We start from the raw sequence: 25,193 nt of genomic DNA on the forward strand, positions 1-25,193 counted from the left end.
CAAAATATGCTTTTCTTTCATTAAGTAAACATATATGTTTTATCTTTTTTTGTTCTAAATGTCTTAAATGTTAAATGTTAAATGTCGATCATTACTGTTTTATAAAGTATAACCAATTTGAAAACAAAATATGTGCGGATGAGAATAAGGGGAGAGACTATATGTATATAGCGCCGAAGGAGCAAACAACTGTGAATCTCTCAGGCAAAAAGACTCTTATTTGACGCGGCTCTGGAGAATGTTTGCTCAGAATGCAGCAAACTACCAAAGGGGAAAGCCTTATGAGGGCAGGTTGTTTTTTACTAGATCTTGTTAAGATCGTTAGTTAAAACACTGCTTATCGATTTTACATAAGGTAAACTTTCAGGTTAAAAGGACAGGGACTTCTACTAATTATGTAGGAGTACTATGTCCTTTTTTTGATGCCTTCATTTAAGAGAAGTCTGAGAAGTTTCCAAACATAGAGGGGAGTTATCCAAAATGGCAGAGTTAAAGAGAACACCATTATTTGAAGTGTATAAAGACTACGGAGCAAAAACGATTGATTTTGGTGGCTGGGATTTACCCGTTCAATTTTCTTCTATTAAAGAGGAGCATGAGGCGGTACGTACGAAGGCTGGTCTGTTTGATGTTTCACATATGGGTGAGGTAGAGGTTCGTGGAGCTGACAGTCTTGCATTTTTACAAAAGATCGCAACAAATGATGTTTCCCTTTTAAAAGCTGGTGGCGCACAATATACGGCAATGTGTTATGAAGATGGCGGTACAGTTGACGATCTCCTAATCTATAAAAAAGCTGACAACGACTATTTACTTGTTATTAATGCATCAAATATCGATAAAGATATCGAATGGCTAACTACGAATATAAACGGTGATGTAACAATAAAAAACATCTCAAATGAAGTTGCACTCCTTGCACTTCAAGGGCCTAGTGCCCAACAAGTTCTACAAAAACTAACCGACCTAGACTTATCAGAAATTAAGTTTTTTAAATTTAAAGATGGTGTAAAGGTAGCAGGTGTTAACGGTTTACTTTCAAGAACTGGATACACAGGTGAGGATGGCTTTGAAATTTATTGTGCTGCAGAAGATGCGATTGTCCTTTGGAAGAAAATTTTAGAAGCTGGAAAAGAAGACGGTGTTTTACCTTGTGGATTAGGTGCACGTGATACTTTGCGTTTTGAAGCAATTCTTCCATTGTATGGGCAAGAGCTTTCAAAGGATATAACGCCAATCGAAGCTGGAATTGGCTTTGCTGTTAAACCGAACAAAGAAGCAGATTTCAATGGAAAAGCAGTGTTGAAAGAACAAAAAGAAAATGGGCCTGCAAGAAAATTAGTAGGCATTGAATTAATCGAAAAAGGAATTCCTCGCCATGGGTATGAGGTATTTGCTAATGGAGAGCATATTGGTGTTGTCACAACAGGTACTCAATCTCCAACATTAAAGAAAAATATTGGATTGGCTTTACTAAAAGCAGAGTTTACTGCGTTAGGAACAGAGGTAGAGGTCCAAATTCGTAAAAAGAAATTAAAAGCTGTAGTTGTCGCTACACCATTTTATAAGCGACCGAAGAAATAATAAGGCTCTTTTCTAAGAGATTGTTGCTTTTAAAACAAAAACTATTTCAGATTGATTGGAGCGGAAGTGCGAGACTCCTGCGGGAGTAGCGGGACAGGTGAGACTCATGCAGGCGTTTACGCCGAGGAGGCTCACCGCCCGCCCGCGGAAAGCGAGCATCTGGAGCGGAAATCAACCACACCGCACTACTTGGTAAATAGCAACAAAGTTTGCGAAAACAGCCAATAAAAAAACATCCAACTACGAGAGGGGATCACAAGCAATGAATCATCGATATTTACCAATGACGGAACAAGATAAGCAGGAAATGCTGCAAGCAATCGGTGTACCATCTGTTGATGACTTGTTTCAAGATATTCCAGAAAGTGTTCGTTTTCAGGGAGAATACAACATAAAAAAAGCGAAATCTGAAACCGAGCTTTTAAAGGAGCTATCTCAATTAGCTGCAAAAAATAAAGATTTACGTAGTCATGCATCATTTTTAGGTGCAGGTGTTTATGACCATTACATGCCTGTCATTGTTGATCATGTGATTTCTCGCTCTGAGTTTTATACAGCTTACACACCTTATCAACCAGAGATTTCTCAAGGTGAGCTACAGGCGATTTTTGAATTTCAGACGATGATTTGTGAGTTAACTGGAATGGATGTTGCAAACTCTTCTATGTATGATGGTGGAACGGCTTTAGCGGAAGCGGCGATGCTAGCAGCAGGCCAAACGAAAAAGAAGAAAATACTTGTTTCAATGGCTGTTAATCCAGAATCTCGTGATGTTATTAAGACATATGCGAAAGGTCAATACATCGAAGTTGTTGAAGTGCCAGTGAAAAACGGTGTAACAGATCTTGAAGCACTTAAACAAGAAATGAACGAAGATGTTGCAGCAGTTCTTGTTCAATATCCCAACTTCTTTGGGTCTATTGAGCCTTTAAAAGAGATTGAACCGATCGCACATACTGGTAAAAGCATGTTTGTTGTGTCTTCAAATCCATTAGCATTAGGCGCATTAACACCTCCTGGAGAGTTAGGTGCTGATATTGTTGCTGGTGATGCGCAACCATTTGGAATTCCAACAGCATTTGGCGGACCACATTGTGGGTATTTTGCTGTAACGAATAAGCTTTTAAGAAAAGTGCCAGGTCGTCTTGTTGGTCAAACAACAGATGAAAATGGGAAACGCGGATTTGTTTTAACCCTACAAGCGCGTGAACAGCATATCCGTCGTGATAAAGCCACATCTAATATTTGCTCAAACCAAGCGTTAAATGCACTTGCAGCGTCTGTTGCAATGACTGCTCTTGGTAAGCAAGGAGTAAAAGAGATGGCGATACAAAATATCCAAAAAGCAAATTATGCGAAAAATGCGTGTGTAAAAGCAGGATTGAATGTACCGTTTTCACAACCAATTTTTAATGAATTTGTTGTGAAGCTAACAAAACCTGTTCGTGAAGTGAATAAACAGCTTTTAGAAAAAGGAATAATTGGTGGCTTTGATCTAGGGAAGGTAGATCCTGAACTTGAAAACCATATGCTTATCGCAGTTACTGAGCTACGTACAAAAGAAGAAATTGACACACTTGTGAAGGAATTGGGGGATGGCAATGAATAATCAACAGGATCAAGCATTAATATTTGAACTAAGCAAACAAGGCCGTGTAGGGTATAGCTTACCTGAGCTTGAAGTTGAGGAATTATCATTAGCTGAACTGATTCCTTCTGATTATATACGCCGTGAAGAGGCTGAGCTTCCAGAGGTTTCTGAATTAGATATTATGAGACATTATACTGCCTTGTCAAAACGCAATCATGGTGTTGACTCTGGTTTTTACCCATTAGGGTCATGTACGATGAAGTACAATCCAAAAATCAATGAAAATGTAGCACGTATCGCAGGTCTTGCACATCTTCATCCATTACAGGAAGAAGAGACTGTACAAGGTGCCATGGAATTATTATTTGATTTACAGGAGCATTTAAAAGAAATTACAGGTATGGATGAGGTTACCCTACAACCTGCAGCAGGTGCACATGGAGAATGGACAGGGTTAATGATGATTCGTGCCTATCATGAGGCGAATAACGATACAAAGCGAACAAAAGTAATCGTACCTGACTCTGCACATGGAACAAATCCAGCCTCTGCAACAGTTGCTGGCTTCGAAACGATTACGGTTAAATCAGATGAAAATGGATTAGTCGATTTAGAGGATTTAAAGCGTGTTGTTGACGAACATACTGCAGCATTAATGCTTACAAACCCGAATACACTTGGATTATTTGAAGCACATATTTTAGAAATGGCACAAATAGTCCATGATGCAGGTGGAAAGCTTTATTATGACGGGGCTAACTTAAATGCTGTTTTAAGCAAAGCAAGACCAGGGGATATGGGCTTTGATGTTGTTCACCTTAATCTTCATAAAACATTTACTGGACCTCATGGTGGTGGTGGACCAGGATCAGGTCCGGTAGGAGTGAAGGCAGATCTCATTCCATATTTGCCAAAGCCTGTGCTCGTAAAGAATGATGAAGGCTATCATTTTGATTATAATCTCCCACAATCAATTGGTCGCGTTAAGCCTTACTATGGGAACTTTGGTATAAATGTACGCGCCTATACGTACATTCGTACAATGGGACCTGATGGACTAAAGAATGTAACAGAGTTCGCGGTGTTGAATGCAAACTATATGATGCGCCGTTTAGCGCCATATTATGATTTACCGTTTGATCAGCATTGTAAACATGAATTCGTATTATCAGGAAAACGTCAAAAGAAGCTTGGTGTTCGTACGCTTGACATTGCTAAGCGTTTACTGGATTTTGGCTATCATCCGCCAACCATTTATTTCCCATTAAACGTTGAAGAGTGCATTATGATTGAGCCTACAGAAACAGAATCAAAAGAAACACTTGATTCCTTCATTGATGCGATGATACAAATTGCCAGAGAAGTAGAAGAAACACCTGAAATCGTGCAAGAAGCACCTCATACAACAGTTGTAAAACGTTTAGATGAAACAACTGCTGCTAGAAAACCAATCTTAAGATATCAACGATAAAGTCGAAAAAACTGATTTGCTGTAAGGATCTTTCTTACAGTAGGTCAGTTTTTTTATGCTTCTTTGCCGAAAAGCAGAAGAAACTTGAACATAATGACTAGTTTTTAGAACCTTTGTCGATGTGAAGGAATTTCATAGTGCCTTTGAAGAATTACTAGTTTAAGAAAAAATAGAAAAAGGTTGGTGGATAGATTGGCAACAAAATATATAACCATTTCAAAGGCTGCTACTCTTGTAGGTGAAAAAGCGTTTATTTTAAAAAACTGGGAAGAAGAATTTTCGGAGTTCATTAAAATTGAAAGAGATGAGAAAAACGCAAGACTACTTACTGCTGAAAACATTGAATTACTTCGGAAAATTAAATCGTTTAAAGATAGCCATATGGATGTACAGACAATTAAGCAGTTATTGCAAAATCAAAATGGAACTGAACCTACAATGAAATCACAAGTAGATGAAGAAGCAGTTACAGACATAAAAGAATCTCTTTCTAAAATTACATCATTTATTGAATCAATGGAAGTTCAAGATGTTTTAAAATTAAATGATCGCTTGAAGCAGTTAGAGCAAAACGTCGTTCACTCTGTTAATCAACAAATTGTAGAAACGTCAAAGCTCCAAACCGAGATTGCTCGCATTGAATTTTCTGATGTTCAAGAAATGATTACAGCTTTATCTGATACGTCGGAAATCGAGCGTGAATTATATAAGGAAGAAGTTCGTAGAGAACGTGAGCTTGTTCTAAAACAAACAGATGAACGTGAGGAGCGCTTCTTAGCATTTATTAAGCAGCATCAAAACCGACAAGAACGTATTAAACATGAACAACGATCTGGCTTAGCTATGATTAAGCAAATAATGGGCTTTGCAAAATAAAAGGAAAAGACCGTTCATCATCGAATGGTCTTTTCCTTTTGCTAACAGAATTTATAACTTTTCTTACTTAGTTTAGGTGTCTAGCTCCAGCGCCTAGACCCTCGGGGTCTTAAGCCACTCAGGAATTGAAGACAAAGAACGTCTTCTATTCCTGAGCGTCTTATGACTGTCGGGTCTGATCAAGGCGATTGCGCTTTTCTAAGCTATTTCTTCTTTTTAACTTTTCCTGTCCAGCCTTTAAAGCCGCCTTTTAAACAATGTAAATTGCTGTAGCCTTTTCTTTTTAGCATTTGTGCTGCACGGCCACTACGTACTGTGTTTTGGCAGTAGAAGTATACCGGTTGGTCAGTACGGATTTCTTTATGGCGTTGACGTAATTGTGAAAGTGGAATGTTTCTCGCGCCTAAAATATGACCACCTTCAAATTCGTTAGGCTCACGAACATCAATTAACTGTGCTTTACGGTAGCCAGCACGGAATTCTTCTTCTGATAAATGTTTCATAATCTTACGTTGATAGAAAAAAGTAAAAGCAGAGTAACCGATAATCGCTGCTAATAAAATAATAAGTAACCAAGTTGTTGTCAAAGTGCTCGACCCCTTTTATATATGTTATTCTTGTTTGTAAGCTCAAATGAACTCTAATGTAGACTTTTCTTATTATATAAGAGCTTGTCTTAAATGTCATTAGATAACGTGCAATATTATTTTCAACTCTCTAAAGTTCTGCTAGACTAAAATAGTAAAATTTATATACAAAGAAGGGTTACTTATGACGAAAGAAGTTTGGCGATATATCGATTCTGGCGACTGCTCACCATCTTTTAATATGGCTTTGGATGAAGCATTATTAGAATGGCATAGTAAAGGGAAGATTCCCCCTACGATTAGATTTTACGGCTGGAATCCTGCAACACTTTCGATTGGATATTTTCAAAAGGTTGAAAAAGAGATAAATTTAGATGCTGTAAAAAAATATGGACTTGGGTTTGTTAGAAGACCTACAGGTGGACGTGGTGTACTACATGACAAAGAGTTAACATACAGTGTTATCGTTTCTGAGGAGCACCCTGAAATGCCAAAGACAGTAACTGAGGCATATCGAGTGATCTCTGAAGGGATTTTAGAAGGTTTTAAAAACCTTGGGTTAGATGCGTATTTTGCAATTCCACGTACAGAAGAGGAAAAGCAAGGGTTGAAATCACCGCGTTCAGCTGTTTGCTTTGATGCTCCTTCTTGGTATGAGCTAGTGGTGGAAGGACGTAAAGTGGCAGGAAGTGCCCAAACTCGTCAAAAAGGCGTGATTTTGCAGCATGGATCGATTTTGCTAGATCTTGATGAAAATATGCTGTTTGACTTATTTAACTATTCGAATGACAGAGTAAAAGAAAGAATGCAGCGTGCATTCAAAAGTAAAGCGGTAGCTACAAATACGCTTCGAGAAGAACCAGTGACAATTGACGAAGCGAAAAAAGCATTTAAAGCAGGTTTTGAAAAAGGCTTGAATATTGAATTAGAACCTTATGAGTTAAATAAAGAAGAACTTGAATTTGTTGAGAAAATAGCAAAAGAGAAGTATGAAAGTGAAGAATGGAATTTTAAAAGGTAAAGAAGACTATTAATATGAAAGGGCGCAATCTTAACGGATGCGTCTTTTTGATTAGAGGAAAAAGAATAAAACAGATGCTAAATTTTATTATATCTTCTATAATAGATATTTACTGCATAAGAAGGTCAGACCTGTAGAATTTTGACGAAAATTAATTTTTTCGACAAAAACAAAGGGAAACCTTTATTTATCAGCATTTTACGACAAGATCCACCATGCAAGTGACGAAATCCTTCAAAAAACATCCTTTTTAGTTCAAAATCTTAATCAAACTCAATTTTTCTTTGCTTTTTAATAAGTTATCGATTTGACAAATTGAGAGGATGTTGACCTGAAAAACTATATGTAGTATTGTTTGTAAAAAAACAAACACTATATGTTGAATAATGTGGTGGGATATGATAAGTTTAATCAGAAGATTTAATAGAGAGATAGATAGAGGAGTTGTTACAATGACTGTTGGTACTGAGCAAAAGATGAGCATTAATGTGGAAAAGCTAAACAAGGATATCGCTGCATTTCCACAGGTTCATCCAGTTACAAAAGATATGAAGTTAACTCATAAGGGTGTTTCTAGACTTGTTATGCTTGATCGTTATACGTTTAAGGATACGGAGAAGATTACACTTTCTGAAGGGGACTTTGTTGTACTGACCATAAAAGAGGATCCTAAGTTCCCAGCAAGAGGACTTGGTTACATTAAAGATATAGATTGGCAAGCTAAAACGGCAAGCGTACTTATAGACGAGGAATATCGTCATTCTTTAGACAAACCTGAGGAAGTTGAAACAGGTATTGTAAAACGCTCGTTAGACGTCATTGAAAAACCACTTGAAATCTTTTACGAACAAATTGCAAAACGTAATGCAACGGGATTAGCATCGGTTGAAACTACAGAAGAAAAACGTAATGAATGGTTCGAGAAGTTTTATCAGGAACTTGTAAATTTAAACTTTATTCCTGCTGGACGCGTTCTTTATGGAGCAGGTGCAGGAACAGATGTAACCTATTTTAATTGCTATGTAATGCCATTTGTTAAAGATTCACGCGAAGGTATTTCAGAGCATCGTAAACAGGTTATGGAGATCATGAGCCGTGGTGGCGGAGTTGGAACGAATGGTTCAACATTACGTCCAAGAAACACGCTAGCTCGTGGTGTAAATGGAAAATCTTCTGGATCTGTATCTTGGTTAGATGACATTGCGAAATTGACACATCTTGTTGAACAAGGTGGATCAAGACGTGGTAGAGTAGCATAACGTGCCTCGTCTATAAATAAACCTCGTGAATTGCTGGAAACTCTTTAAGGTTTTCGTATTATATGACCTCCAAAATTCAGTAATTTTACTATGAAAATTTTGGGGTGAAGGATATGAAACCATATGATGCAACTAAAAAACAAAAGTGTGAAATATGTCATTTTGAAATATCTCATAACAAGCAAGGTTGGTTTACATTACATTTGAAGGCACATGGCTTAACACTAAATGAATACCTGATAAAATACTATTACCATGAAGATGATTTAAGATGTTCATATGAACTTTGTGAAAAACTTGTCTCACTACGAAGAGGGAAACCAAAGCAACATTGTAGTACTTCCTGTGCAGCAAAAGGAAAACCACTTCAGTGCCACGTATGTGGAACAAAATTCGAAGCTCAGCACAGAGGAACTAAAACATGTAGTCCTGATTGTGCCAAAAAATTGAAAGCTATGAAAATTGTCGAGTGGCATCAATCAATGAGTGAGCAAACAAAGAACGAACATTTTACAAAGATTATTAAAAAAACTGCCAAGACAAGAAAAGATAATAAAACTCCTTCGTGGAATAGTGGTAAAACAGGTATATATAGTGAAGAGACCATAGAAAAAATTCGTGCTGCAACGCTAAAGCAAATGAAAGATCATGTCTTTCAAAAGACAAATATTGAACGTGTTATGGAAGAATATTTATTAGAAATAAAAGTGAACTATAAATATTCATTCATCCTTGAAAAAAGACAGTTCGATTTCTTATTAGCAGAGCACAAATTAATCATAGAATGTGATGGAGATTATTGGCATGCCAACCCAAAGTTTTATCCAGATCCACAAGAATGGCAAGTTGAACGGATAAAAATTGACCACACTAAAAATGAGATAGCCCAAAACAATGGATACCGAATCGCTCGTTTTTGGGAAGATGATATATTAAATAATTTTGAATATGTGAAGTGCATCATTAATGACTTGCTGGCTACAACGTAACTGGAAACGGTAAGCGTGAATGCTTAAAAACAGCAAGTGGATAAAGACAATCAGCAGCCAAGCTTCTTGAATGGAGAAGGTTCAACGACCATCGAAAACACGTCTAAGATGACGGAAGTTAGTAGAGTAGGAATCAAGTGATTCCGAAGTGCGAGGGCGCTCAAAAGGAGTGTAAGATATGGTCTGAACTCTAGGGTAACCTAGAGAGTTGATCTAACGAATCAACGTAACGAATTGGCCCAAATGATTATGCTAGCTGACTGGCATCCAGATATTATCGAATTCATCATTTCGAAAATGCAAAATCCACGTATTTTAAGATACTTAATCGAAAACACAAATGACGAAGCTATTAAAAAATACGCTCAAGATAAATTAAAGTTCACTCCACTAACACAACAAGAAATTGATATGTACCAAGGAATCATAAACTATAAGCAAATTCCTGGATCTGGTGGATTTAGTGAGAAAATTATTAAAGATGCAGAGATAAAGCTTCGTACTGGAGGCACATATAGTGTTCATAACTCTGAGTTCCTAACAGGAGCAAATATTTCAGTTACGTTAACAAAAGATTTTATGGATGCTGTTGAAAATGATGCTGACTATGAATTACGTTTCCCAGATGTTGAAGGCTATAACGAAGAAAACATGAAAGCCTACAATGAAAACTGGCATAAAGTTGGCGATGTACGTGAGTGGGAGAGACAAGGCTACAAGGTTCGCACGTACCGTAAGATCAAAGCTAAGGAGCTTTGGAACTTAGTTAATATTTGTGCTACGTATTCTGCAGAGCCAGGTATTTTCTTCATTGATAACGCAAACGACATGACAAATGCAAAAGCATACGGTCAACAGGTTGTTGCAACAAACCCATGTGGCGAGCAACCACTTGCACCATATTCTGTGTGTAATCTTGCAGCGGTTAACCTAGCAGAAATGGCGAATAAAGAAACAAAAACAGTAGACTTCGAAAAACTTAGAAAGACAGTTGAAGTCGGAGTAAGAATGCAAGACAACGTAATTGATGCAACTCCTTACTTCTTACCTGAAAATAAACACCAAGCACTTGGTGAACGTCGTGTTGGACTTGGTGTAATGGGGTTACATGATCTTCTTATTTACTGTGAAACTGAATATGGTTCAGAAGAAGGTAATGTATTAGTTGATAAAGTATTTGAAACAATCGCAACAACTGCTTATCGTGCTTCAATTGAACTAGCAAAAGAAAAAGGTAGCTTTCCTTTCTTGGAAGGTGAAGAAACAGCAGAAACAAATCGCCTTCGTGAAGCATTTACACAAACAGGCTTCATGAGTAAGATGCCTGCTGATATTTTAGATGGTGTTAAAGAATTCGGTATTCGTAATTCACATCTACTAACGGTGGCTCCTACTGGATCTACAGGGACAATGGTTGGCGTATCAACAGGCCTTGAGCCATACTTCTCATTCTCATACTTCCGTAGTGGACGTCTTGGGAAATTCATTGAAGTTAAAGCTGATATCGTTCAAGAATATTTAGATAATCATCCAGAAGCAGATCCTAACAATCTGCCAGCTTGGTTTGTTTCTGCAATGGAATTAGATCCAGAGGCACATGCTGATGTACAATGTGTCATTCAACGCTGGATTGATAGTTCAATTAGTAAAACTGTTAATGCTCCAAAGGGCTATTCAGTAGATCAAGTTGAAAAAGTTTATGAGCGTTTATATAAAGGCGGTGCTAAGGGTGGTACTGTATATGTAGATGGAAGTCGTGACACCCAAGTACTAACGTTAAAAGCTGAAGAAAACACATTTGATGATACTGAAGAAGTCGAAACAAAAGAAAAGAGCAAAGTCGTCCTAGTCGATACAATTAACGATCTACGCTCTACAAATGTTACAATTGGAAATGAAGTGGGTAATACATGTCCGGTTTGTCGTGAAGGTACGGTAGAAGACCTTGGAGGCTGTAACACGTGCACTAGCTGTGGCGCACAGCTGAAATGTGGACTATAAGAATTACTTTTTAGAAATGGGGTCTGGCTTATGCTAGATCCTTTTTCATGTCACTAAATTCTTTTGCAACATGCTCGCCTTTCATATCCCTTGTAAAGCGCGAAATTCTCATGTAAAATTGAAATGATTTCGTTTAAAAGGTATGAAAAAAAACAACAATTATTGGGAAAAAAATAGACTTTAAAAAAAGATCGGCAATTTTGGAGGGGACCGCATGCCAACACCAAGCATGGAAGATTATATAGAACAAATATATTTACTAATAGAAGACAAAGGATATGCGCGTGTTTCAGACATTGCAGAAGCTTTGGCTGTCCATCCCTCCTCAGTCACAAAGATGGTTCAAAAATTAGATAAGGATGAATATTTAATTTATGAAAAATATCGTGGACTTGTTTTAACGAATAAAGGGAAAAAGACCGGGAAAAGACTGGTCTATCGTCATGATCTTCTAGAGCAATTTTTGAAAATTATCGGAGTAGACGAAGATAAAATATACAATGATGTTGAAGGAATTGAGCATCATTTAAGCTGGAATGCTATCGATCGTATTGGTGATCTAGTTCAATACTTTGAAGAAAATGAGCAAAGAGTGGACACATTGCGTAGTATCCAAAAAAATAATGAAGAGCAATAATATACGAACAGCTAAAAATACCCCCTTAAGTAGTTAGATCTACTTAAGGGGGTATTTTTATTAGAAAGCAAAGATAATCCGCTAATTATATGGATGAAAATATTCCTATCGAATTTCGTATAAAAGTTTAAGTTGTAGGTAAATAATACCAACTTGAAATATATCGTTTTTACTATCCTGAATATTATTTTGAAAAAATTTTAATAAGTGAATCATCTTAGTGTCTTTTCCCGAGTTTATTTAGATGGAAATATCTTACTCAGCTGCTACGACGCTTTAAAGTTGGCTTACTTTAAAGTAATGAAAGGATTTATAAAGTTGTCGAAAAGTTATTGAAGTCCTCCGACAAATTTTAGCAATGAGGAAATAAGTTATATGTCATAATTGTCCATACTTGCATTCATTATATTTTGATAGTTTTAAATTTTTTGAAAAAAACTAAACTAGGCAGGTGAAAAAATGAAGGAGAAACCGATTCTTCAAATTAAAGATTTAAAAGTTTCCTTTCTTTCTGATAGAAGATTAGTACCTGCGGTTGATGGGATTAGCTTTGAATTAATGGAAGGAGAGATATTGGGGATTGTCGGAGAATCTGGAAGTGGTAAAAGTGTTACTTCATTATCAACAATGGGATTAATCCCATGCCCCCCAGGAAAGATTGAAAATGGTGTGATTGAATTTGGTGGGAAGGACCTGACGAAGTTAAAAGAAAGAGAAATGAGGAAGATAAGGGGCAATCAAATCTCAATGATCTTTCAAGAACCTATGACTTCACTAAATCCTTTATTTTCAATCGGTAATCAATTAATTGAAGCGCTCCGATTACATACCAAATTTACAAAGAAAGAACTGAAAGCAAGGACGGTTGAATTGCTTACATTAGTTGGGATACCTAGGGCTAGCGAAATTATTAACGAGCATCCACATCAACTTTCAGGTGGTATGAGACAAAGGGTTATGATCGCAATGGCAATGGCGTGTAATCCTCAAGTTTTAATTGCGGACGAGCCGACAACAGCGCTTGATGTAACGATTCAAGCACAAATATTGTCGCTAATGAAAGAGTTAAATAAGAAAACGAACACCTCTATTATTCTTATTACACATGATTTAGGAGTTGTAGCGGAAATTTGTGAACGGGTGCTTGTTATGTATTCAGGGCAAATCGTTGAACAAGGGGATGTGCGCACAATTTTAAAAGAACCTAAGCACCCCTACACACTAGGCCTGTTAAAGTCAGTACCTGATTTACGAGCGAAGAAAGATCGCTTATACAGTATTCCTGGTAATGTACCAAGACCTGGAAGTGTGACGAAAGGTTGTAGGTTTGCTGAAAGATGTGATGTAGCAGAAAGTCAATGTTATGAAGCATCTCCACAATTGTACAAAATGGATGATCCTAACCACGTAGTTCGATGTTTCTTGCATAGAGATGAAAAGGGGGCAGATCATCATGTCAGAGTTACTTCTTGAGGTTACTGGATTGAAGAAATACTTTCCGATTACAGGAGGTATTTTAGGAGGGAAAAAAGGTGAAGTAAAAGCAGTGGATGATGTGTCATTTTTCGTAAACAAGGGTGAGACGTTAGGGATTGTTGGCGAAAGCGGATGTGGTAAGTCAACAACCGGTCGTCTACTTATGCGCTTACTTGAGGCAAGTGATGGTAAGATTCGCTTTGAAGATAACGAGATTACAAGCATGTCTAAAACAGAATTAAGGAAGACACGGAGAGATATTCAAATGGTTTTTCAGGATCCGTATGCTTCGTTAAATCCTCGACATTCTATTGAAAAAATACTTGAGGAGCCTCTCATCGTGCATCGAATTGGCTCAAAGGATGAACGGAAAAAAAGAGTACAAGAAATGTTAGAAATCGTGGGGTTAAGTAGTTTTCATGCAAGACGGTTTCCACACCAATTTAGTGGGGGGCAGCGTCAACGAATAGGGATTGCGAAAGCATTGATGACAAAGCCGAAATTAATTATTGCTGATGAGCCTGTGTCTGCTTTAGATGTATCCATTCAAGCACAAGTTCTTAATTTAATGAAGGATATTCAAAAAGAATTCCGACTTACCTACCTCTTTATTGCACACGACCTTGGTGTTGTAAGACATATTAGTGATCGTGTCGGTGTGATGTATTTAGGAAGATTAATAGAATTAGCAAATAGTGAAATTCTTTATGATCATCCAAAGCATCCATACACGAAAGCTCTCCTCTCTGCAGTACCGATACCTGATCCTGATTATAAGAATGAATCTATTCAAATTTCTGGGGAACTTCCAAGTCCGTCAAACCCACCTTCAGGATGTGCATTTCATACTAGATGTTCAGTATGTATGGATATTTGTAAAACGACTAGACCTGAATATCGCAGTTTAGATGGTCATTATGTTGCATGTCATTTATATAATGATTGATCACAGCAATTATGATAAAAAATAACAAATTTGGGGGTACATATGCTAATGACGAAGAAGACATTGAAGCTGTTACTCGTTTCATTTTTGGCATTAAGTTTACTACTAGTAGGTTGCAGTAACTCGAATCAGGAAGCTAATACTGAAAACAAACCATCAGAAAGTGGAACAAAGAAAGACACACTTGTATTTGGGCGTGGTGGGGATTCAACATCTCTAGATCCAATAACAACGACTGAAGGAGAAACATTCAAGGTAACTGAAAATATTTTTGAAACCCTGCTTGAGTATGGGGAGCAAGATACGACGTTACATCCAGGTCTTGCTGAAGAATGGGAAGTTTCTAAGGATGCACTTACTTATACACTTAAGCTGCGCCAAGATGTGAAATTTCATGATGGGACTGACTTTAATGCTGAAGCTGTTGTCTTTAACTTTAACCGTTGGATGAATGGTAATGCAGACGATTTTCCTTATTACACGATGTTTGGTGGTTTTAAAGGTGAAGAAGGTCATGTCATTGCTGAAGTAAAGGCAGTAGATGAATATACTGTGCAGTTTGTGCTTAACAGACCGCAAGCACCGTTTTTAAAAAATTTAGCAATGTCCCCATTTGGAATTGCGAGTCCTGCTGCTGTTGAAAAGCATGGTGATAAATTCAGAGAAAATCCAGTTGGTACAGGTCCATTTAAATTTGTTGAATGGAAACAAAATGATCGTATTGTTCTTGAAAAGAATGAAAATTATTGGTTGAAAGACTATCCAAAATTAAATCAAGTTATTTTTCGCGTAATCCCAGAAAACACTGCACGTCTTAACGCCTTAGTGAATGGTGAAATTGACTTAATGGATGGTGTTAATAACTCTGATGAAGAAATGGTAACAGGGAATGATAAACTGCAATTAATCGAGCGTCCTTCAATGAATATTGGCTACTTAGGGTTTACGACCAATCGCCCACCATTTGATAATAAACTTGTTCGTCAAGCATTGAATCATGCAGTTGATAAACAAGCAATCATTGACGCGTTTTATGGTGGTAAAGCAGAAGCTGCCAAAAATCCGCTCCCTCCATCTATTGAAGGATATAACGATGAAATTGAGGACTATCCTTTTGATCTAGAAAAAGCAAAACAATTGTTAGCTGAAGCAGGTTATCCTGATGGCTTTGAAATGGATTTATGGGCAATGCCTGTTGCTCGTCCTTATATGCCTGAAGGTATGAAGGTAGCTGAAGTAATTCAAGCTTCATTTGCAGAAATTGGTGTTAAAGCAGAAATTCAATCTGTTGATTGGGCGACTTATTTAGATAAGGCTGCAAAGGGTGAATTTGATGCATACATGTTAGGGTGGACTGGTGATAATGGAGACCCTGATAACTTCATATATACGTTATTAGATAAAGATAGTATTGGAAGTAATAACTATTCTCATTATAGCAATGACGAGCTACACGAAGTGCTAATCAATGCTCAAACAGAAACAGATCAAGAAACTCGAAATGAATTGTACAAGAAATCTCAAGAAATTATTCATGAAGATGCACCATGGGTGCCGTTAGTCCACTCAACACCGCTATTAGCAGGAGCTAGTGACATAATTAATTATTTCCCACATCCAACTGGCTCTGAAGCTTTAACAAAGGTTGAATTCAAGTAGTTTTTTGTATATGGGAGGCAATAGCCTCCCCTTTTGTTAATGTTAACTAATAAAGAAAAAGTGAAGTTTCTGATAAAGAGGTGAGTCGATGTTGGCATATTCAGTTCGACGCGTTTTTTCGTTAATACCCGTTTTGTTTGGAATGACACTCGTTGTTTTTGCAATCATTCATGCAATTCCTGGTGATCCGGCACAAGTGATTCTAGGACAAAAGGCGACAAAGGAGGCTATTGCTACATTAACAAGTGAATTAGGGTTGGATCGACCATGGCATATCCAATACGTTGACTATATGAAAGGCCTCTTTTCAGGAGATTTAGGAACATCATTAAGAACGAGAGGACCAATTAATGAAGAAATATGGCCATATTTAGCAGCAACCATAGAATTAACAGTAGTTGCAATGATAATTGCCATTTTCATTGGAGTAAATGCTGGAATTATTAGTGCCTGGTTTACAAATTCATGGTTTGATTACCTCGCCATGATCCTTGCGTTAGTTGGAGTCTCAATGCCGATTTTTTGGCTGGGGTTAATGGAGCAATGGGCGTTTTCAATTGAATTAGGCTGGTTACCATCGACAGGGAGAGAGGATGTCAGGAACCCAATAACGGCGTTAACCAATTTGTATTTAATCGATACCTTGCTACAAGGAAGAATAGATCAGTTTGGACAAGTGATCCAACATCTCATCCTACCCAGCTTTGCTTTAGCGACAATTCCGATGGCCATTATCGCGAGAATGACACGCTCTACAATGTTGGAGGTTATGAAATCAGACTATATTCGTACAGCTAGAGCAAAAGGGGTGAGGATGTTTTGGGTTGTATACAAGCATTCTCTAAAAAATGCTATTATCCCTGTCTTAACAGTAATAGGTCTACAAACAGGTCTTTTGTTAGGTGGAGCCATTCTTACTGAAACGATTTTTGGTTGGCCGGGTATTGGCCGATATCTTTATGATGCAATTGGATATCGGGATTATCCGGTTATTCAATCGGGGATATTAGTCATCGCTACTATATTTGTCGTTATTAACTTGATAATAGATTTGTTATATGCAGTTGTCGATCCGCGGATAAAATATCATCAATAGTAAATAGAGGGGGGGATAAAACGTGGCAGAACTTGCAAAAAACACATCTAAAATAGTATCGCAAAATGGAAATGAGGAGCTTCCAGCACCATGGAAGGAAGCATGGCAATCTTTTTGTAGAAATAAATTAGCAGTTGTTGGATTAGGGATTGTCATCTTTTTTATCGTTCTCGCAGCAATCGCACCACTCATTGCTCCATATGGCTTCAAAGAACAAGAGCTATCCAATCGATTACTTGCGCCATCAGATGAGCATTGGTTTGGAACAGATGATTTCGGGAGAGACATCTTCTCACGGATTGTATACGGTGCGAGAATTTCCATATGGGTCGGTTTTTTCTCAGTGTTAGCCTCAGCAGTAATTGGGACAATTTTGGGGGTTGTTGCTGGCTACTATGGGAAATGGGTAGACACATTTATTTCACGAATCTTTGATATTATGCTTGCATTCCCAAGTATACTATTAGCGATTGCGGTAGTAGCCATTCTAGGCCCATCCTTACAAAATGCACTAATTGCGATTGCAATAATAAATATTCCAAACTTTGGACGTCTTGTCAGGTCAAAAGTTCTTAGTGTCAAACAGGAAGAATATATCATGGCAGCAAAAGCAGTTGGAATGAAGGATACAAGAATATTATTTCGACATATACTTCCTAATAGTATGACACCAATCATTGTCCAAGGTACACTTGCTATTGCAACAGCAATTATTGAAGCAGCTGCACTCGGCTTCCTAGGATTAGGAGCTCAAGCACCAACTCCTGAATGGGGAAAAATGTTAGCTGACTCAAAGCAGTATTTAGTTCAAGCACCATGGACTCTTTTCTTTCCTGGTCTTGCCATCATGTTAACAGTTTTAGGTTTTAATCTAATGGGTGATGGACTACGTGATGTGCTAGACCCAAAAATGAAACAATAAAATATTAGGATTAAATAAAAATGGATTGTCCCCTGAATCAAGCACTCACTATTCAGGGGTTTTGTTCTTGTCTAGGAAATTATGAAATTCTAGTACTGTGGATAAGCGCTAGGCACCCAGCTCCAGCGCCTAGCCCCTCTTGGGTCTACAGCCACTCATGAATTGAAGGTATAAAATACACCTTCTATTCATGAGCGTCTAATTTGCCCGAGGCTGTTCAAGACGCCCTGAGCTTTTGTTCTTTTCAATTAATTCTCAACACATCACTTGAATGGTCTATTTTCCTTTTTTTGATCTTACACTATAAAGTGAGACTTCATTCAGTGGGGAGGTTTATCCCACTGAATGGTAGCGAAACTTATCGGATCTTTACGGGCAGTTAGTTACGTACACTTTACAATTATTTCTTCTTAATGAATCTTGAATCGTGAGGAAGGATTTTACTGCCCGTTAAGTATGGGATAAAGTGAGACTTCATTCAGTGGGGAGGTTTATCCCACTGAATGGTAGCGAAACTTATCGGAACTTTACGGGCAGTTAGTTACGTACACTTTACAATTATTTCTTCTTAATGAATCTTGAATCGTGAGGAAGGATTATACTGCCCGTTAAGTATGGGATAAAGTGAGACTTCATTCAGTGGGGAGGTTTATCCCACTGAATGGTAGCGAAACTTATCGGAACTTTACGGGCAGTTAGTTACGTACACTTTACAATTATTTTTTCTTAATGAATCTTGAATCGTGAGGAAGGATTATACTGCCCGTTAAGTATGGGATAAAGTGAGACTTCATTCAGTGGAGGTTCATCCCACTGAATGGTAGCGAAACTTATCGGATCTTTACGGGCAGTTAGTTACGTACACTTTACAATTATTTCTTCTTTATGAATCTTGAATCGAGAGGAAGGATTATACTGCCCGTTAAGTATGGGATAAAGTGAGACTTCATTCAGTGGGGAGGTTTATCCCACTGAATGGTAGCGAAACTTATCGGAACTTTACGGGCGGTTAGTGTTAGTTGCTTACACCTTACTTTTTTCTACTTTAAGAATCCTGAATTTAAGGTAGGTTTATTGCCCGTTAAGTCTAGGATAAAGTAGGAGGTTGAAGGAGGGAAAACAATGTTGATTGACGGTGTTTTATCAGGTGGTGGGATTAAAGGTTTTGCCCTTATCGGGGCCTATCAAGCGATTGAACAAAATGGTTATAAATTTAAGCGCTTAGCGGGAACGAGTGCTGGTTCAATTATATCTGCGTTTATTATTGCTGGTTATTCAGCTGACGAAATTTTAGAGATGATGGATGAAGTTGACTTGAAAATATTTTTAGATGAACGAAAAACCTTTTTTCCGTTTTCTCTTACAAAATGGATTTCATTATATTGGAACCTTGGTTTATATAAAGGAGTTAAGCTAGAAGAATGGATTTTAGCGAAATTAAAAAATAAGGGGATTTCTACATTTGCAGATATACCAGCAGGTTCATTGCGGATTATTGCTTCTGATTTAACAAATGGAAGGCTGATTGTATTACCTGATGATCTTCATCAATACGGAATAAATCCTGAATCGTTTTCTGTTGCAAGAGCTGTAAGGATGAGCTGTAGCTTACCTTATTTTTTCGAGCCAGTACGATTAGCAACATTAACTGGTAGTAATATTGTTGTAGATGGGGGTGTGCTAAGTAATTTTCCGATTTGGTTATTTTATCAAAGTAAGAAACCGTATAAAAAAAGGCCAGTCCTTGGTATTAAGCTAAGCTCAAATGAAAGGGAACGGCCTAAAAGAAAGATTCAAAATGCGATTGACATGTATGGTGCATTATTTGAAACAATGAAGGATGCCCATGATAGTAGACATATTTCCAGTAGACATGAAAAAGATATTGTTTTTCTGCCTGTAGATCAAATTGTTTCAACTGAGTTGGATATAAATGAAGAAAAAAAACTAGCTCTAATTGAGCTAGGGAGAAGTCGAACCAACGAGTTTCTTAAGAGCTGGACGTTTTAGAAAAACGCTCGGTTTTTCTTTTTGCCTTTTTTTCCTTCAATCACTGTTAAATGTGATGGTTGTTTTTTCTTTTTAATTGCAGAGGTTTTTGTTGACTTTTTAGCATGTGTTATGTTTCTGACATTTGAACCACGAGTACTTCGGTCGTCGAAACGTCTTTTTGATTGCTTAGCCGCTTTGGCATAGGAAGTATGTTCCTTGCCCATTCTCTTTTTCATAAATAGACGATAGATCAGATAAATTCCAAAACCTATAGCGGCATAGATCGCGATTTGTTTTAAAAGCCACAACGGATTAGAAACTAAAGTTGTTATTAGTCCAACTGCACCTAATAAAATAATTGCAAAGACGAATCCATTCACCCCACGACGATTCATAAAACCACCTCCGAGAAAAGATACCAATCTAGATACAAAAATAATATGAAGTTTTTCTTGTCCCCGTTTCCTTCATAGGATTACATTAAACAATTTGTTCAGATAATGCTGTCTCTGTTTCTTTTTCTTTACGCATTAGCTCATTAAAGCTTGCAATGGCTACTTCAACTTGATCATCTGTTGGTTCTTTTGTTGTTAATAGCTGTAGCCAAAGCCCTGGGTAACCTAAAAATCGTAAAACTGGAACATCACGAAGCTTATTTGTTAATTGCAATACTTCAAAAGAAATACCCAGGACCACTGGTATGAGTGCTAAGCGGTTTACAACTCGTAACCATAAAGGATCTAATGGGACAAGGGTGTAAACGAAAACACCTACAATAACAGTAAATAGGATAAAACTGCTTCCACATCTGTAATGTAAACGGGAACTGCTTTGTACGTTTTCAACAGTTAGTGGTAAGTTGTTTTCATAGGCATTGATAACTTTATGTTCAGCCCCGTGATATTGGAATACACGTTTAATCAATGGTGTAAAGGCTATAGCATATATATATGCTAGTAATAACAATAGTTTGAAAGCGCCTTCTATGAGAATTTGCCCAAAATCAGATGGAACAAGTGGTTTCATAAACGCTGCTAAGAACACGGGAAGAAGTGTAAAGATTACTTTTCCGAAGAAAAAGGAAATGACCCCTACTGCTGCGATACCGAGCCACATCGCTAGTTTAGAATCAGATTTCTTTTTTTCTTCTAATATCTTTTCGTCATCCTCAGGATCTACTTCAAAGCGTTCTGTTGCAAAATTTAAATGTTTAGAGCCATTAGCACTAGCCTCAATAATCGCAATTATCCCTCTTAAAAAAGGGATCTTTTTTAATTTTGATAAAACGGGTTGACTATTTCTTGGTAAATGAAAATAATCAATCGATTGATCATTTCTGCGAATTGCAGTTACATAATGGTGCTTGCCACCGAACATTACACCCTCAATAACAGCTTGCCCACCATATGCAGGCTTTTTTTGAATTGACATGAGACACCAACCTATCTATTCTGTTTATCACTTAAGTAAACAACATTCACTACTGTGTTTAGCTATTACTTCTATAATACAGAATTTATTAGGAAACCTCTAGAGTGATATTTTAGAATAGAGCATATAAAATAACACATTTATTCACAATTTTTTATAATATCTTGTTTTCTAAAGAAATTCCGGCTGGAAATCATACCCTTATTTACATTATACCCATGCTTTCATTTACTAGACATGTAATTTTCATTCTCATAAAAAACTTGGTAAAAAACATGTCTTTTAAAAAAATGGACATAGTAGTAATGGAGGTGTAGATAGATGGCAGATAATAAAAATCAAAATGATGAACAAAAAAAGGATAAAGATAATCCAAATTTAGAGCAGAACAAAAGAGAAAAGCCAGTTTCGCAACTTGGAAAAGTCATCTCAACAGGTTTTATCGGTGGTGTATTTTGGAGTTTTTTAGCATACTTATCTTCTTTAGTGAATTTTACAGAAGTTAGTCCCAATCTTATCCTTCAACCGATTGCGTTAGGAGATTGGAAAAATGGTACGCTTGGCGAATTTATTAGCATTGTTTTAATAGGGTTACTATCGATTGGTGTTGCTTTGGCTTATTATGCTATTTTAAAACGATTCAAGTCAATGTGGATTGGAATTATATATGGAGCTGCGTTATGGGGACTTGTTTTTTTTATATTGAATCCTATATTTCCAAATCTTCAAACCGTTTTTGAATTATCGCGCGCCACGATTGTGACAACAATATGCCTTTATATTTTATATGGAGTTTTTGTTGGCTACTCGATTTCCTTCGATTACAATGAGTTAAATACGAATAATGAAAATTAGTAATAAGATGTGGACTTCATTTGCTTAAGGAAAACATAGTATGAAAGCGATTAGTTATGATAGAATGTTCATTAGCTGAACATTCTTTTTTCTTGAAAAAAATAATAGGTATATCTATAAACCTAGCTCAAGCGTTTATAACTTACTTGGTGTGAAGATTTTTAGTTTCGCTCGCTTTTTTACTATGAAATGAGGTGCAAGAATTCATGAAGTTTTTAGTGATAAATGGACCAAACCTGAATAGACTTGGCTTACGTGAGCCTGCTATTTATGGGTCCAAAACATTAACTGATTTAGAAATGGATTTGTTAGCGTTTGGAGAAATTGAACAAATTGAAGTCACTTGTTTTCAATCAAATCATGAAGGTGATATCATTGATGCCATCCATGAAGCAGAAGATCAATTTGATGGGATTGTGTTGAACCCTGGAGCTTTTACACATTATAGTTACGCGATCCGTGATGCTATTGCAAGTGTATCATTCCCGGTTATTGAAGTTCATATTTCAAATGTTCATGCAAGAGAGGAATTTCGTCACACATCTGTAACTGCTCCAGTCACAATCGGTCAAATCATCGGACTTGGTTTTAAAGGTTATGAGCTAGCAATGCTCGCACTTAAGGAGAGAGTAGGAGGAATTCAGCGATGAAATTAGAAAAAATTCGTAACCGATTCCAGGAATTATCTATTGATGGCCTTTTAATTACGAGTCAATACAATCGAAGATATATGACAGGCTTTACTGGCACTGCTGGTGTTGCCGTTATTTCTGAGGATAAAGCTGTTTTAATTACTGATTTCCGTTATACTGAGCAAGCAGCAAAAGAAGTCGAAGGCTATGAAATTGTCCAGCATACAGGACCAATACATGAGGAAGTTGCATCAATCGTTTCCAAATTAGGGATTAAAAAGCTAGGCTTTGAACAAGACCATCTTACATATCAAGCATATTCTTTCTATAATAAGTCTCTAACAGGTGCCGAATTTGTACCAGTATCAGGTGCCGTAGAAAAGTTACGCTTGATTAAGTCTCCTGTAGAGATTAAGATATTAAAGGAAGCTACAGAGATTGCTGACGCAGCTTATAAGCATATTTTAACGTATGTGAAACCAGGCTTAAAAGAAATTGAAGTTGCGAATGAACTTGAATTTTTTATGAGAAAAAATGGTGCGGTATCTTCATCTTTTGATATTATTGTTGCTTCAGGTTATCGTTCTGCATTGCCGCATGGGGTAGCTAGTGACAAAGAAATTGAAAAAGGTGATTTTGTTACGCTTGATTTTGGTGCATACTACAAAGGATATTGTTCAGATATCACAAGAACATTTGCTGTTGGGGAACCAAGTGATGAGTTGAAGAAAATTTATTCGACTGTCCTAGAAGCCCAGTTACGTGGGATGAATGGAATAAAACCAGGCATGACAGGTAAAGAGGCAGATGCTCTTACACGTGATTATATTAGTGAGCAAGGGTATGGTGAGTATTTCGGACATTCTACAGGCCATGGCTTAGGAATGGAAGTACATGAAGGACCTGCTTTATCTCTTAGATCTGACATAGTTCTTGAACCAGGAATGGTTGTTACAGTCGAACCTGGTATTTATGTAGCAGGTCTTGGTGGCGTAAGAATTGAAGATGATACAGTTGTCACTAGAACTGGAAATGAGTCACTGTCTCATTCACCAAAAGATCTTATTATTTTGTAATAGGGAATACATGTTCTTTACATATAAGAATAGTCACTATTTTATAGAACCAATGAGGCAAAAAGTGGTCTCACGTTCTTAATCCCTTATTTAAGCTATTTAGGAGGACTTTTTTCATGATTTCAGTTAACGATTTTCGTACAGGACTAACAATTGAGGTTGATAACGGCATTTGGCGTGTAATGGATTTCCAACACGTAAAACCAGGTAAAGGTGCAGCATTTGTCCGTTCTAAATTACGTAATCTTCGCACAGGAGCTGTTCAAGAGAAAACGTTCCGTGCTGGCGAAAAAGTTGCGAAGGCTCAAATTGAAACACGTAGAATGCAATATCTTTATGCAAATGGAGATCAGCACGCATTCATGGATACAGAAACATATGATCAAATTGAATTACCATCAAATCAAATAGAATATGAATTAAAATTCTTAAAAGAAAATATGGAAATTCAAATTATGATGTTTGGTACTGAAACATTAGGTGTGGAATTACCTAACACAGTTGAGTTAGAGGTTACTGAAACAGAACCAGGTATTAAAGGTGATACTGCTTCAGGTGGGACGAAGCCAGCGATTTTAGAAACTGGTTTATCTGTTCAAGTTCCATTCTTCATTAACGAAGGCGATCGTCTAATCATTAATACGTCTGAGGCTTCTTACGTTTCACGTGCGTAATATATAATGTACTGTAAAGGGGTGCTTCTAATGCACCTCTTTTTGCATGCTTTAAATAATCTACACGATCCCTTAATCAATCACCTTCATTAAAACTTTAGCTGCTTTTTTAACACCACTTCGATAATCCTCAACGTATTCTTCAGCAATTCATCTAATTTCAATTATACAAATAGGAGCGTTCTTGCAAACATTTAATAATCCAGTTAGAATACGTCCACGATGTTTCCCTTCCCATAAGGAAAGTGCTTCTTTTAATATCGGAAAAGCAGCAAGTGCTTGAGACTCACCAGTCCCTGCATAGTTACAAATTGTTTGGACAGAGTAATCTCTTACAATCGTATTTTTATCGAATCTGATCGTTAATTGCTGGTAAAAGTGAAGAGATTTGCTCTGGAATATATGGTGTAAGCATCGA

The 25,193-nt window shown here is 37.1% G+C and carries 20 protein-coding genes, 2 pseudogenes and 1 riboswitch; of the genes and pseudogenes, 19 read left to right on the forward strand and 3 right to left on the reverse strand.

The annotated features are described in order from the left end of the window. The first annotated feature begins 138 nt into the window (after positions 1-138). A riboswitch (glycine riboswitch) is annotated at positions 139-226 on the forward strand. 254 nt (positions 227-480) lie between these two features. The 4 genes from gcvT to I7822_RS12035 all read left to right on the forward strand — a co-directional run bounded on the left by gcvT (position 481) and on the right by I7822_RS12035 (position 5,522). Next, a complete protein-coding gene (gene gcvT / locus I7822_RS12020) occupies positions 481-1,584 on the forward strand; it encodes a glycine cleavage system aminomethyltransferase GcvT (protein WP_207978395.1) in 1,104 nt (367 codons plus the stop codon). Positions 1,585-1,846: 262 nt separating this feature from the next. After that, positions 1,847-3,193 carry an aminomethyl-transferring glycine dehydrogenase subunit GcvPA gene (gcvPA, locus tag I7822_RS12025; protein WP_207978396.1) on the forward strand — a complete coding sequence of 449 codons (1,347 nt, stop codon included), beginning with the start codon at positions 1,847-1,849 and terminating at the stop codon, positions 3,191-3,193. Next, complete coding sequence (gene gcvPB, locus I7822_RS12030) at positions 3,186-4,646, forward strand: aminomethyl-transferring glycine dehydrogenase subunit GcvPB (RefSeq protein ID WP_207978397.1); 1,461 nt, start codon at positions 3,186-3,188, stop codon at positions 4,644-4,646. Before gcvPA ends, gcvPB begins: the two co-directional genes overlap by 8 nt. A 192-nt stretch (positions 4,647-4,838) precedes the next feature. Then, positions 4,839-5,522, forward strand: a complete 684-nt coding sequence (locus I7822_RS12035; RefSeq protein WP_207978398.1) for a MerR family transcriptional regulator — start codon at positions 4,839-4,841, stop codon at positions 5,520-5,522. Between the two features lie 203 nt (positions 5,523-5,725). Here I7822_RS12035 and I7822_RS12040 read toward each other — a convergent pair whose 3' ends face one another. Beyond that, entirely contained in the window at positions 5,726-6,109 is a 384-nt protein-coding gene (locus tag I7822_RS12040; RefSeq protein ID WP_066335229.1) for a rhodanese-like domain-containing protein, read from the reverse strand. 184 nt (positions 6,110-6,293) lie between these two features. On the opposite strand from I7822_RS12040, the gene lipM reads away from it, so the two are divergent. The 11 genes and pseudogenes from lipM to I7822_RS12095 all read left to right on the forward strand — a co-directional run bounded on the left by lipM (position 6,294) and on the right by I7822_RS12095 (position 20,125). After that, positions 6,294-7,130 (forward strand): octanoyltransferase LipM, encoded by an 837-nt coding sequence (lipM, locus tag I7822_RS12045; protein ID WP_207978399.1) that lies wholly within the window; start codon positions 6,294-6,296, stop codon positions 7,128-7,130. 452 nt (positions 7,131-7,582) lie between these two features. Continuing rightward, positions 7,583-8,377: pseudogene (locus I7822_RS12050) on the forward strand (ribonucleotide reductase barrel domain-containing protein); the annotation flags it as partial. A gap of 125 nt (positions 8,378-8,502) precedes the next feature. Next, positions 8,503-9,378: an endonuclease domain-containing protein gene (locus I7822_RS12055; RefSeq protein ID WP_207978401.1), complete on the forward strand. Its 876-nt coding sequence runs from the start codon at positions 8,503-8,505 to the stop codon at positions 9,376-9,378. 237 nt (positions 9,379-9,615) lie between these two features. Next, positions 9,616-11,379 (forward strand): annotated as a pseudogene (locus I7822_RS12060) (vitamin B12-dependent ribonucleotide reductase); the annotation flags it as partial. A gap of 214 nt (positions 11,380-11,593) precedes the next feature. Continuing rightward, the gene (mntR, locus tag I7822_RS12065) at positions 11,594-12,016 is read left to right on the forward strand and encodes a transcriptional regulator MntR (protein ID WP_066335240.1); all 423 of its coding nucleotides are present in this window, start codon (positions 11,594-11,596) and stop codon (positions 12,014-12,016) included. Positions 12,017-12,475: 459 nt separating this feature from the next. After that, positions 12,476-13,489 carry an ABC transporter ATP-binding protein gene (locus I7822_RS12070; protein ID WP_207978404.1) on the forward strand — a complete coding sequence of 338 codons (1,014 nt, stop codon included), beginning with the start codon at positions 12,476-12,478 and terminating at the stop codon, positions 13,487-13,489. Then, on the forward strand, positions 13,470-14,438 hold the full coding sequence (locus I7822_RS12075; RefSeq protein ID WP_207978405.1) for an ABC transporter ATP-binding protein: 969 nt from the start codon (positions 13,470-13,472) through the stop codon (positions 14,436-14,438). The genes I7822_RS12070 and I7822_RS12075 overlap by 20 nt, the downstream gene beginning before the upstream one ends. Positions 14,439-14,486: 48 nt before the next feature. Beyond that, positions 14,487-16,097, forward strand: coding sequence for an ABC transporter substrate-binding protein (locus I7822_RS12080; RefSeq protein ID WP_207978406.1), 1,611 nt, complete (start codon positions 14,487-14,489; stop codon positions 16,095-16,097). An 88-nt stretch (positions 16,098-16,185) separates the two neighbouring features. Continuing rightward, complete coding sequence (locus I7822_RS12085) at positions 16,186-17,193, forward strand: ABC transporter permease (protein ID WP_207978407.1); 1,008 nt, start codon at positions 16,186-16,188, stop codon at positions 17,191-17,193. A gap of 22 nt (positions 17,194-17,215) precedes the next feature. Further along, positions 17,216-18,115 (forward strand): nickel transporter permease, encoded by a 900-nt coding sequence (gene nikC / locus I7822_RS12090; protein ID WP_207978408.1) that lies wholly within the window; start codon positions 17,216-17,218, stop codon positions 18,113-18,115. 1,122 nt (positions 18,116-19,237) lie between these two features. Further along, entirely contained in the window at positions 19,238-20,125 is an 888-nt protein-coding gene (locus I7822_RS12095) for a patatin-like phospholipase family protein (RefSeq protein WP_207978409.1), read from the forward strand. Here I7822_RS12095 and I7822_RS12100 read toward each other — a convergent pair. Together I7822_RS12100 and I7822_RS12105 are read right to left on the reverse strand one after the other, a co-directional pair. After that, positions 20,122-20,502, reverse strand: coding sequence for an SA1362 family protein (locus tag I7822_RS12100; RefSeq protein WP_207978411.1), 381 nt, complete (start codon positions 20,500-20,502; stop codon positions 20,122-20,124). The two genes, I7822_RS12095 and I7822_RS12100, sit on opposite strands and share 4 nt — an antisense overlap. 85 nt (positions 20,503-20,587) lie before the next feature. Continuing rightward, positions 20,588-21,538: a DUF1385 domain-containing protein gene (locus I7822_RS12105; RefSeq protein ID WP_207978412.1), complete on the reverse strand. Its 951-nt coding sequence runs from the start codon at positions 21,536-21,538 to the stop codon at positions 20,588-20,590. 321 nt (positions 21,539-21,859) lie between these two features. Between I7822_RS12105 and I7822_RS12110 the strand changes: the two genes are divergently transcribed. The 4 genes from I7822_RS12110 to efp all read left to right on the forward strand — a co-directional run bounded on the left by I7822_RS12110 (position 21,860) and on the right by efp (position 24,775). Further along, positions 21,860-22,393, forward strand: a complete 534-nt coding sequence (locus I7822_RS12110) for a YqhR family membrane protein (protein ID WP_207978413.1) — start codon at positions 21,860-21,862, stop codon at positions 22,391-22,393. A gap of 206 nt (positions 22,394-22,599) precedes the next feature. Beyond that, positions 22,600-23,043 (forward strand): type II 3-dehydroquinate dehydratase, encoded by a 444-nt coding sequence (gene aroQ / locus I7822_RS12115; RefSeq protein ID WP_207978414.1) that lies wholly within the window; start codon positions 22,600-22,602, stop codon positions 23,041-23,043. Next, on the forward strand, positions 23,040-24,101 hold the full coding sequence (locus I7822_RS12120; protein ID WP_207978415.1) for a M24 family metallopeptidase: 1,062 nt from the start codon (positions 23,040-23,042) through the stop codon (positions 24,099-24,101). The genes aroQ and I7822_RS12120 overlap by 4 nt, the downstream gene beginning before the upstream one ends. 116 nt (positions 24,102-24,217) lie before the next feature. Beyond that, entirely contained in the window at positions 24,218-24,775 is a 558-nt protein-coding gene (gene efp, locus I7822_RS12125) for an elongation factor P (protein ID WP_207978416.1), read from the forward strand. Positions 24,776-25,193: the final 418 nt, after the last annotated feature.

This window comes from Metabacillus bambusae (assembly GCF_017497975.1).
In the GTDB taxonomy this organism is placed as follows: domain Bacteria; phylum Bacillota; class Bacilli; order Bacillales; family Bacillaceae; genus Metabacillus; species Metabacillus bambusae.

Bases quoted from the DNA above. Each gene is read 5' to 3' on its own strand.
- gcvT (WP_207978395.1), top strand. From the start codon at position 481: ATGGCAGAGTTAAAGAGAACACCATTATTTGAAGTGTATAAAGACTAC.
- gcvPA (WP_207978396.1), top strand. From the start codon at position 1,847: ATGAATCATCGATATTTACCAATGACGGAACAAGATAAGCAGGAAATG.
- gcvPB (WP_207978397.1), top strand. From the start codon at position 3,186: ATGAATAATCAACAGGATCAAGCATTAATATTTGAACTAAGCAAACAA.
- lipM (WP_207978399.1), top strand. From the start codon at position 6,294: ATGACGAAAGAAGTTTGGCGATATATCGATTCTGGCGACTGCTCACCA.
- I7822_RS12055 (WP_207978401.1), top strand. From the start codon at position 8,503: ATGAAACCATATGATGCAACTAAAAAACAAAAGTGTGAAATATGTCAT.
- mntR (WP_066335240.1), top strand. From the start codon at position 11,594: ATGCCAACACCAAGCATGGAAGATTATATAGAACAAATATATTTACTA.
- I7822_RS12070 (WP_207978404.1), top strand. From the start codon at position 12,476: ATGAAGGAGAAACCGATTCTTCAAATTAAAGATTTAAAAGTTTCCTTT.
- I7822_RS12075 (WP_207978405.1), top strand. From the start codon at position 13,470: ATGTCAGAGTTACTTCTTGAGGTTACTGGATTGAAGAAATACTTTCCG.
- I7822_RS12080 (WP_207978406.1), top strand. From the start codon at position 14,487: ATGACGAAGAAGACATTGAAGCTGTTACTCGTTTCATTTTTGGCATTA.
- I7822_RS12085 (WP_207978407.1), top strand. From the start codon at position 16,186: ATGTTGGCATATTCAGTTCGACGCGTTTTTTCGTTAATACCCGTTTTG.
- I7822_RS12095 (WP_207978409.1), top strand. From the start codon at position 19,238: ATGTTGATTGACGGTGTTTTATCAGGTGGTGGGATTAAAGGTTTTGCC.
- I7822_RS12100 (WP_207978411.1), bottom strand. From the start codon at position 20,502: ATGAATCGTCGTGGGGTGAATGGATTCGTCTTTGCAATTATTTTATTA.
- I7822_RS12105 (WP_207978412.1), bottom strand. From the start codon at position 21,538: ATGTCAATTCAAAAAAAGCCTGCATATGGTGGGCAAGCTGTTATTGAG.
- I7822_RS12110 (WP_207978413.1), top strand. From the start codon at position 21,860: ATGGCAGATAATAAAAATCAAAATGATGAACAAAAAAAGGATAAAGAT.
- aroQ (WP_207978414.1), top strand. From the start codon at position 22,600: ATGAAGTTTTTAGTGATAAATGGACCAAACCTGAATAGACTTGGCTTA.
- I7822_RS12120 (WP_207978415.1), top strand. From the start codon at position 23,040: ATGAAATTAGAAAAAATTCGTAACCGATTCCAGGAATTATCTATTGAT.
- efp (WP_207978416.1), top strand. From the start codon at position 24,218: ATGATTTCAGTTAACGATTTTCGTACAGGACTAACAATTGAGGTTGAT.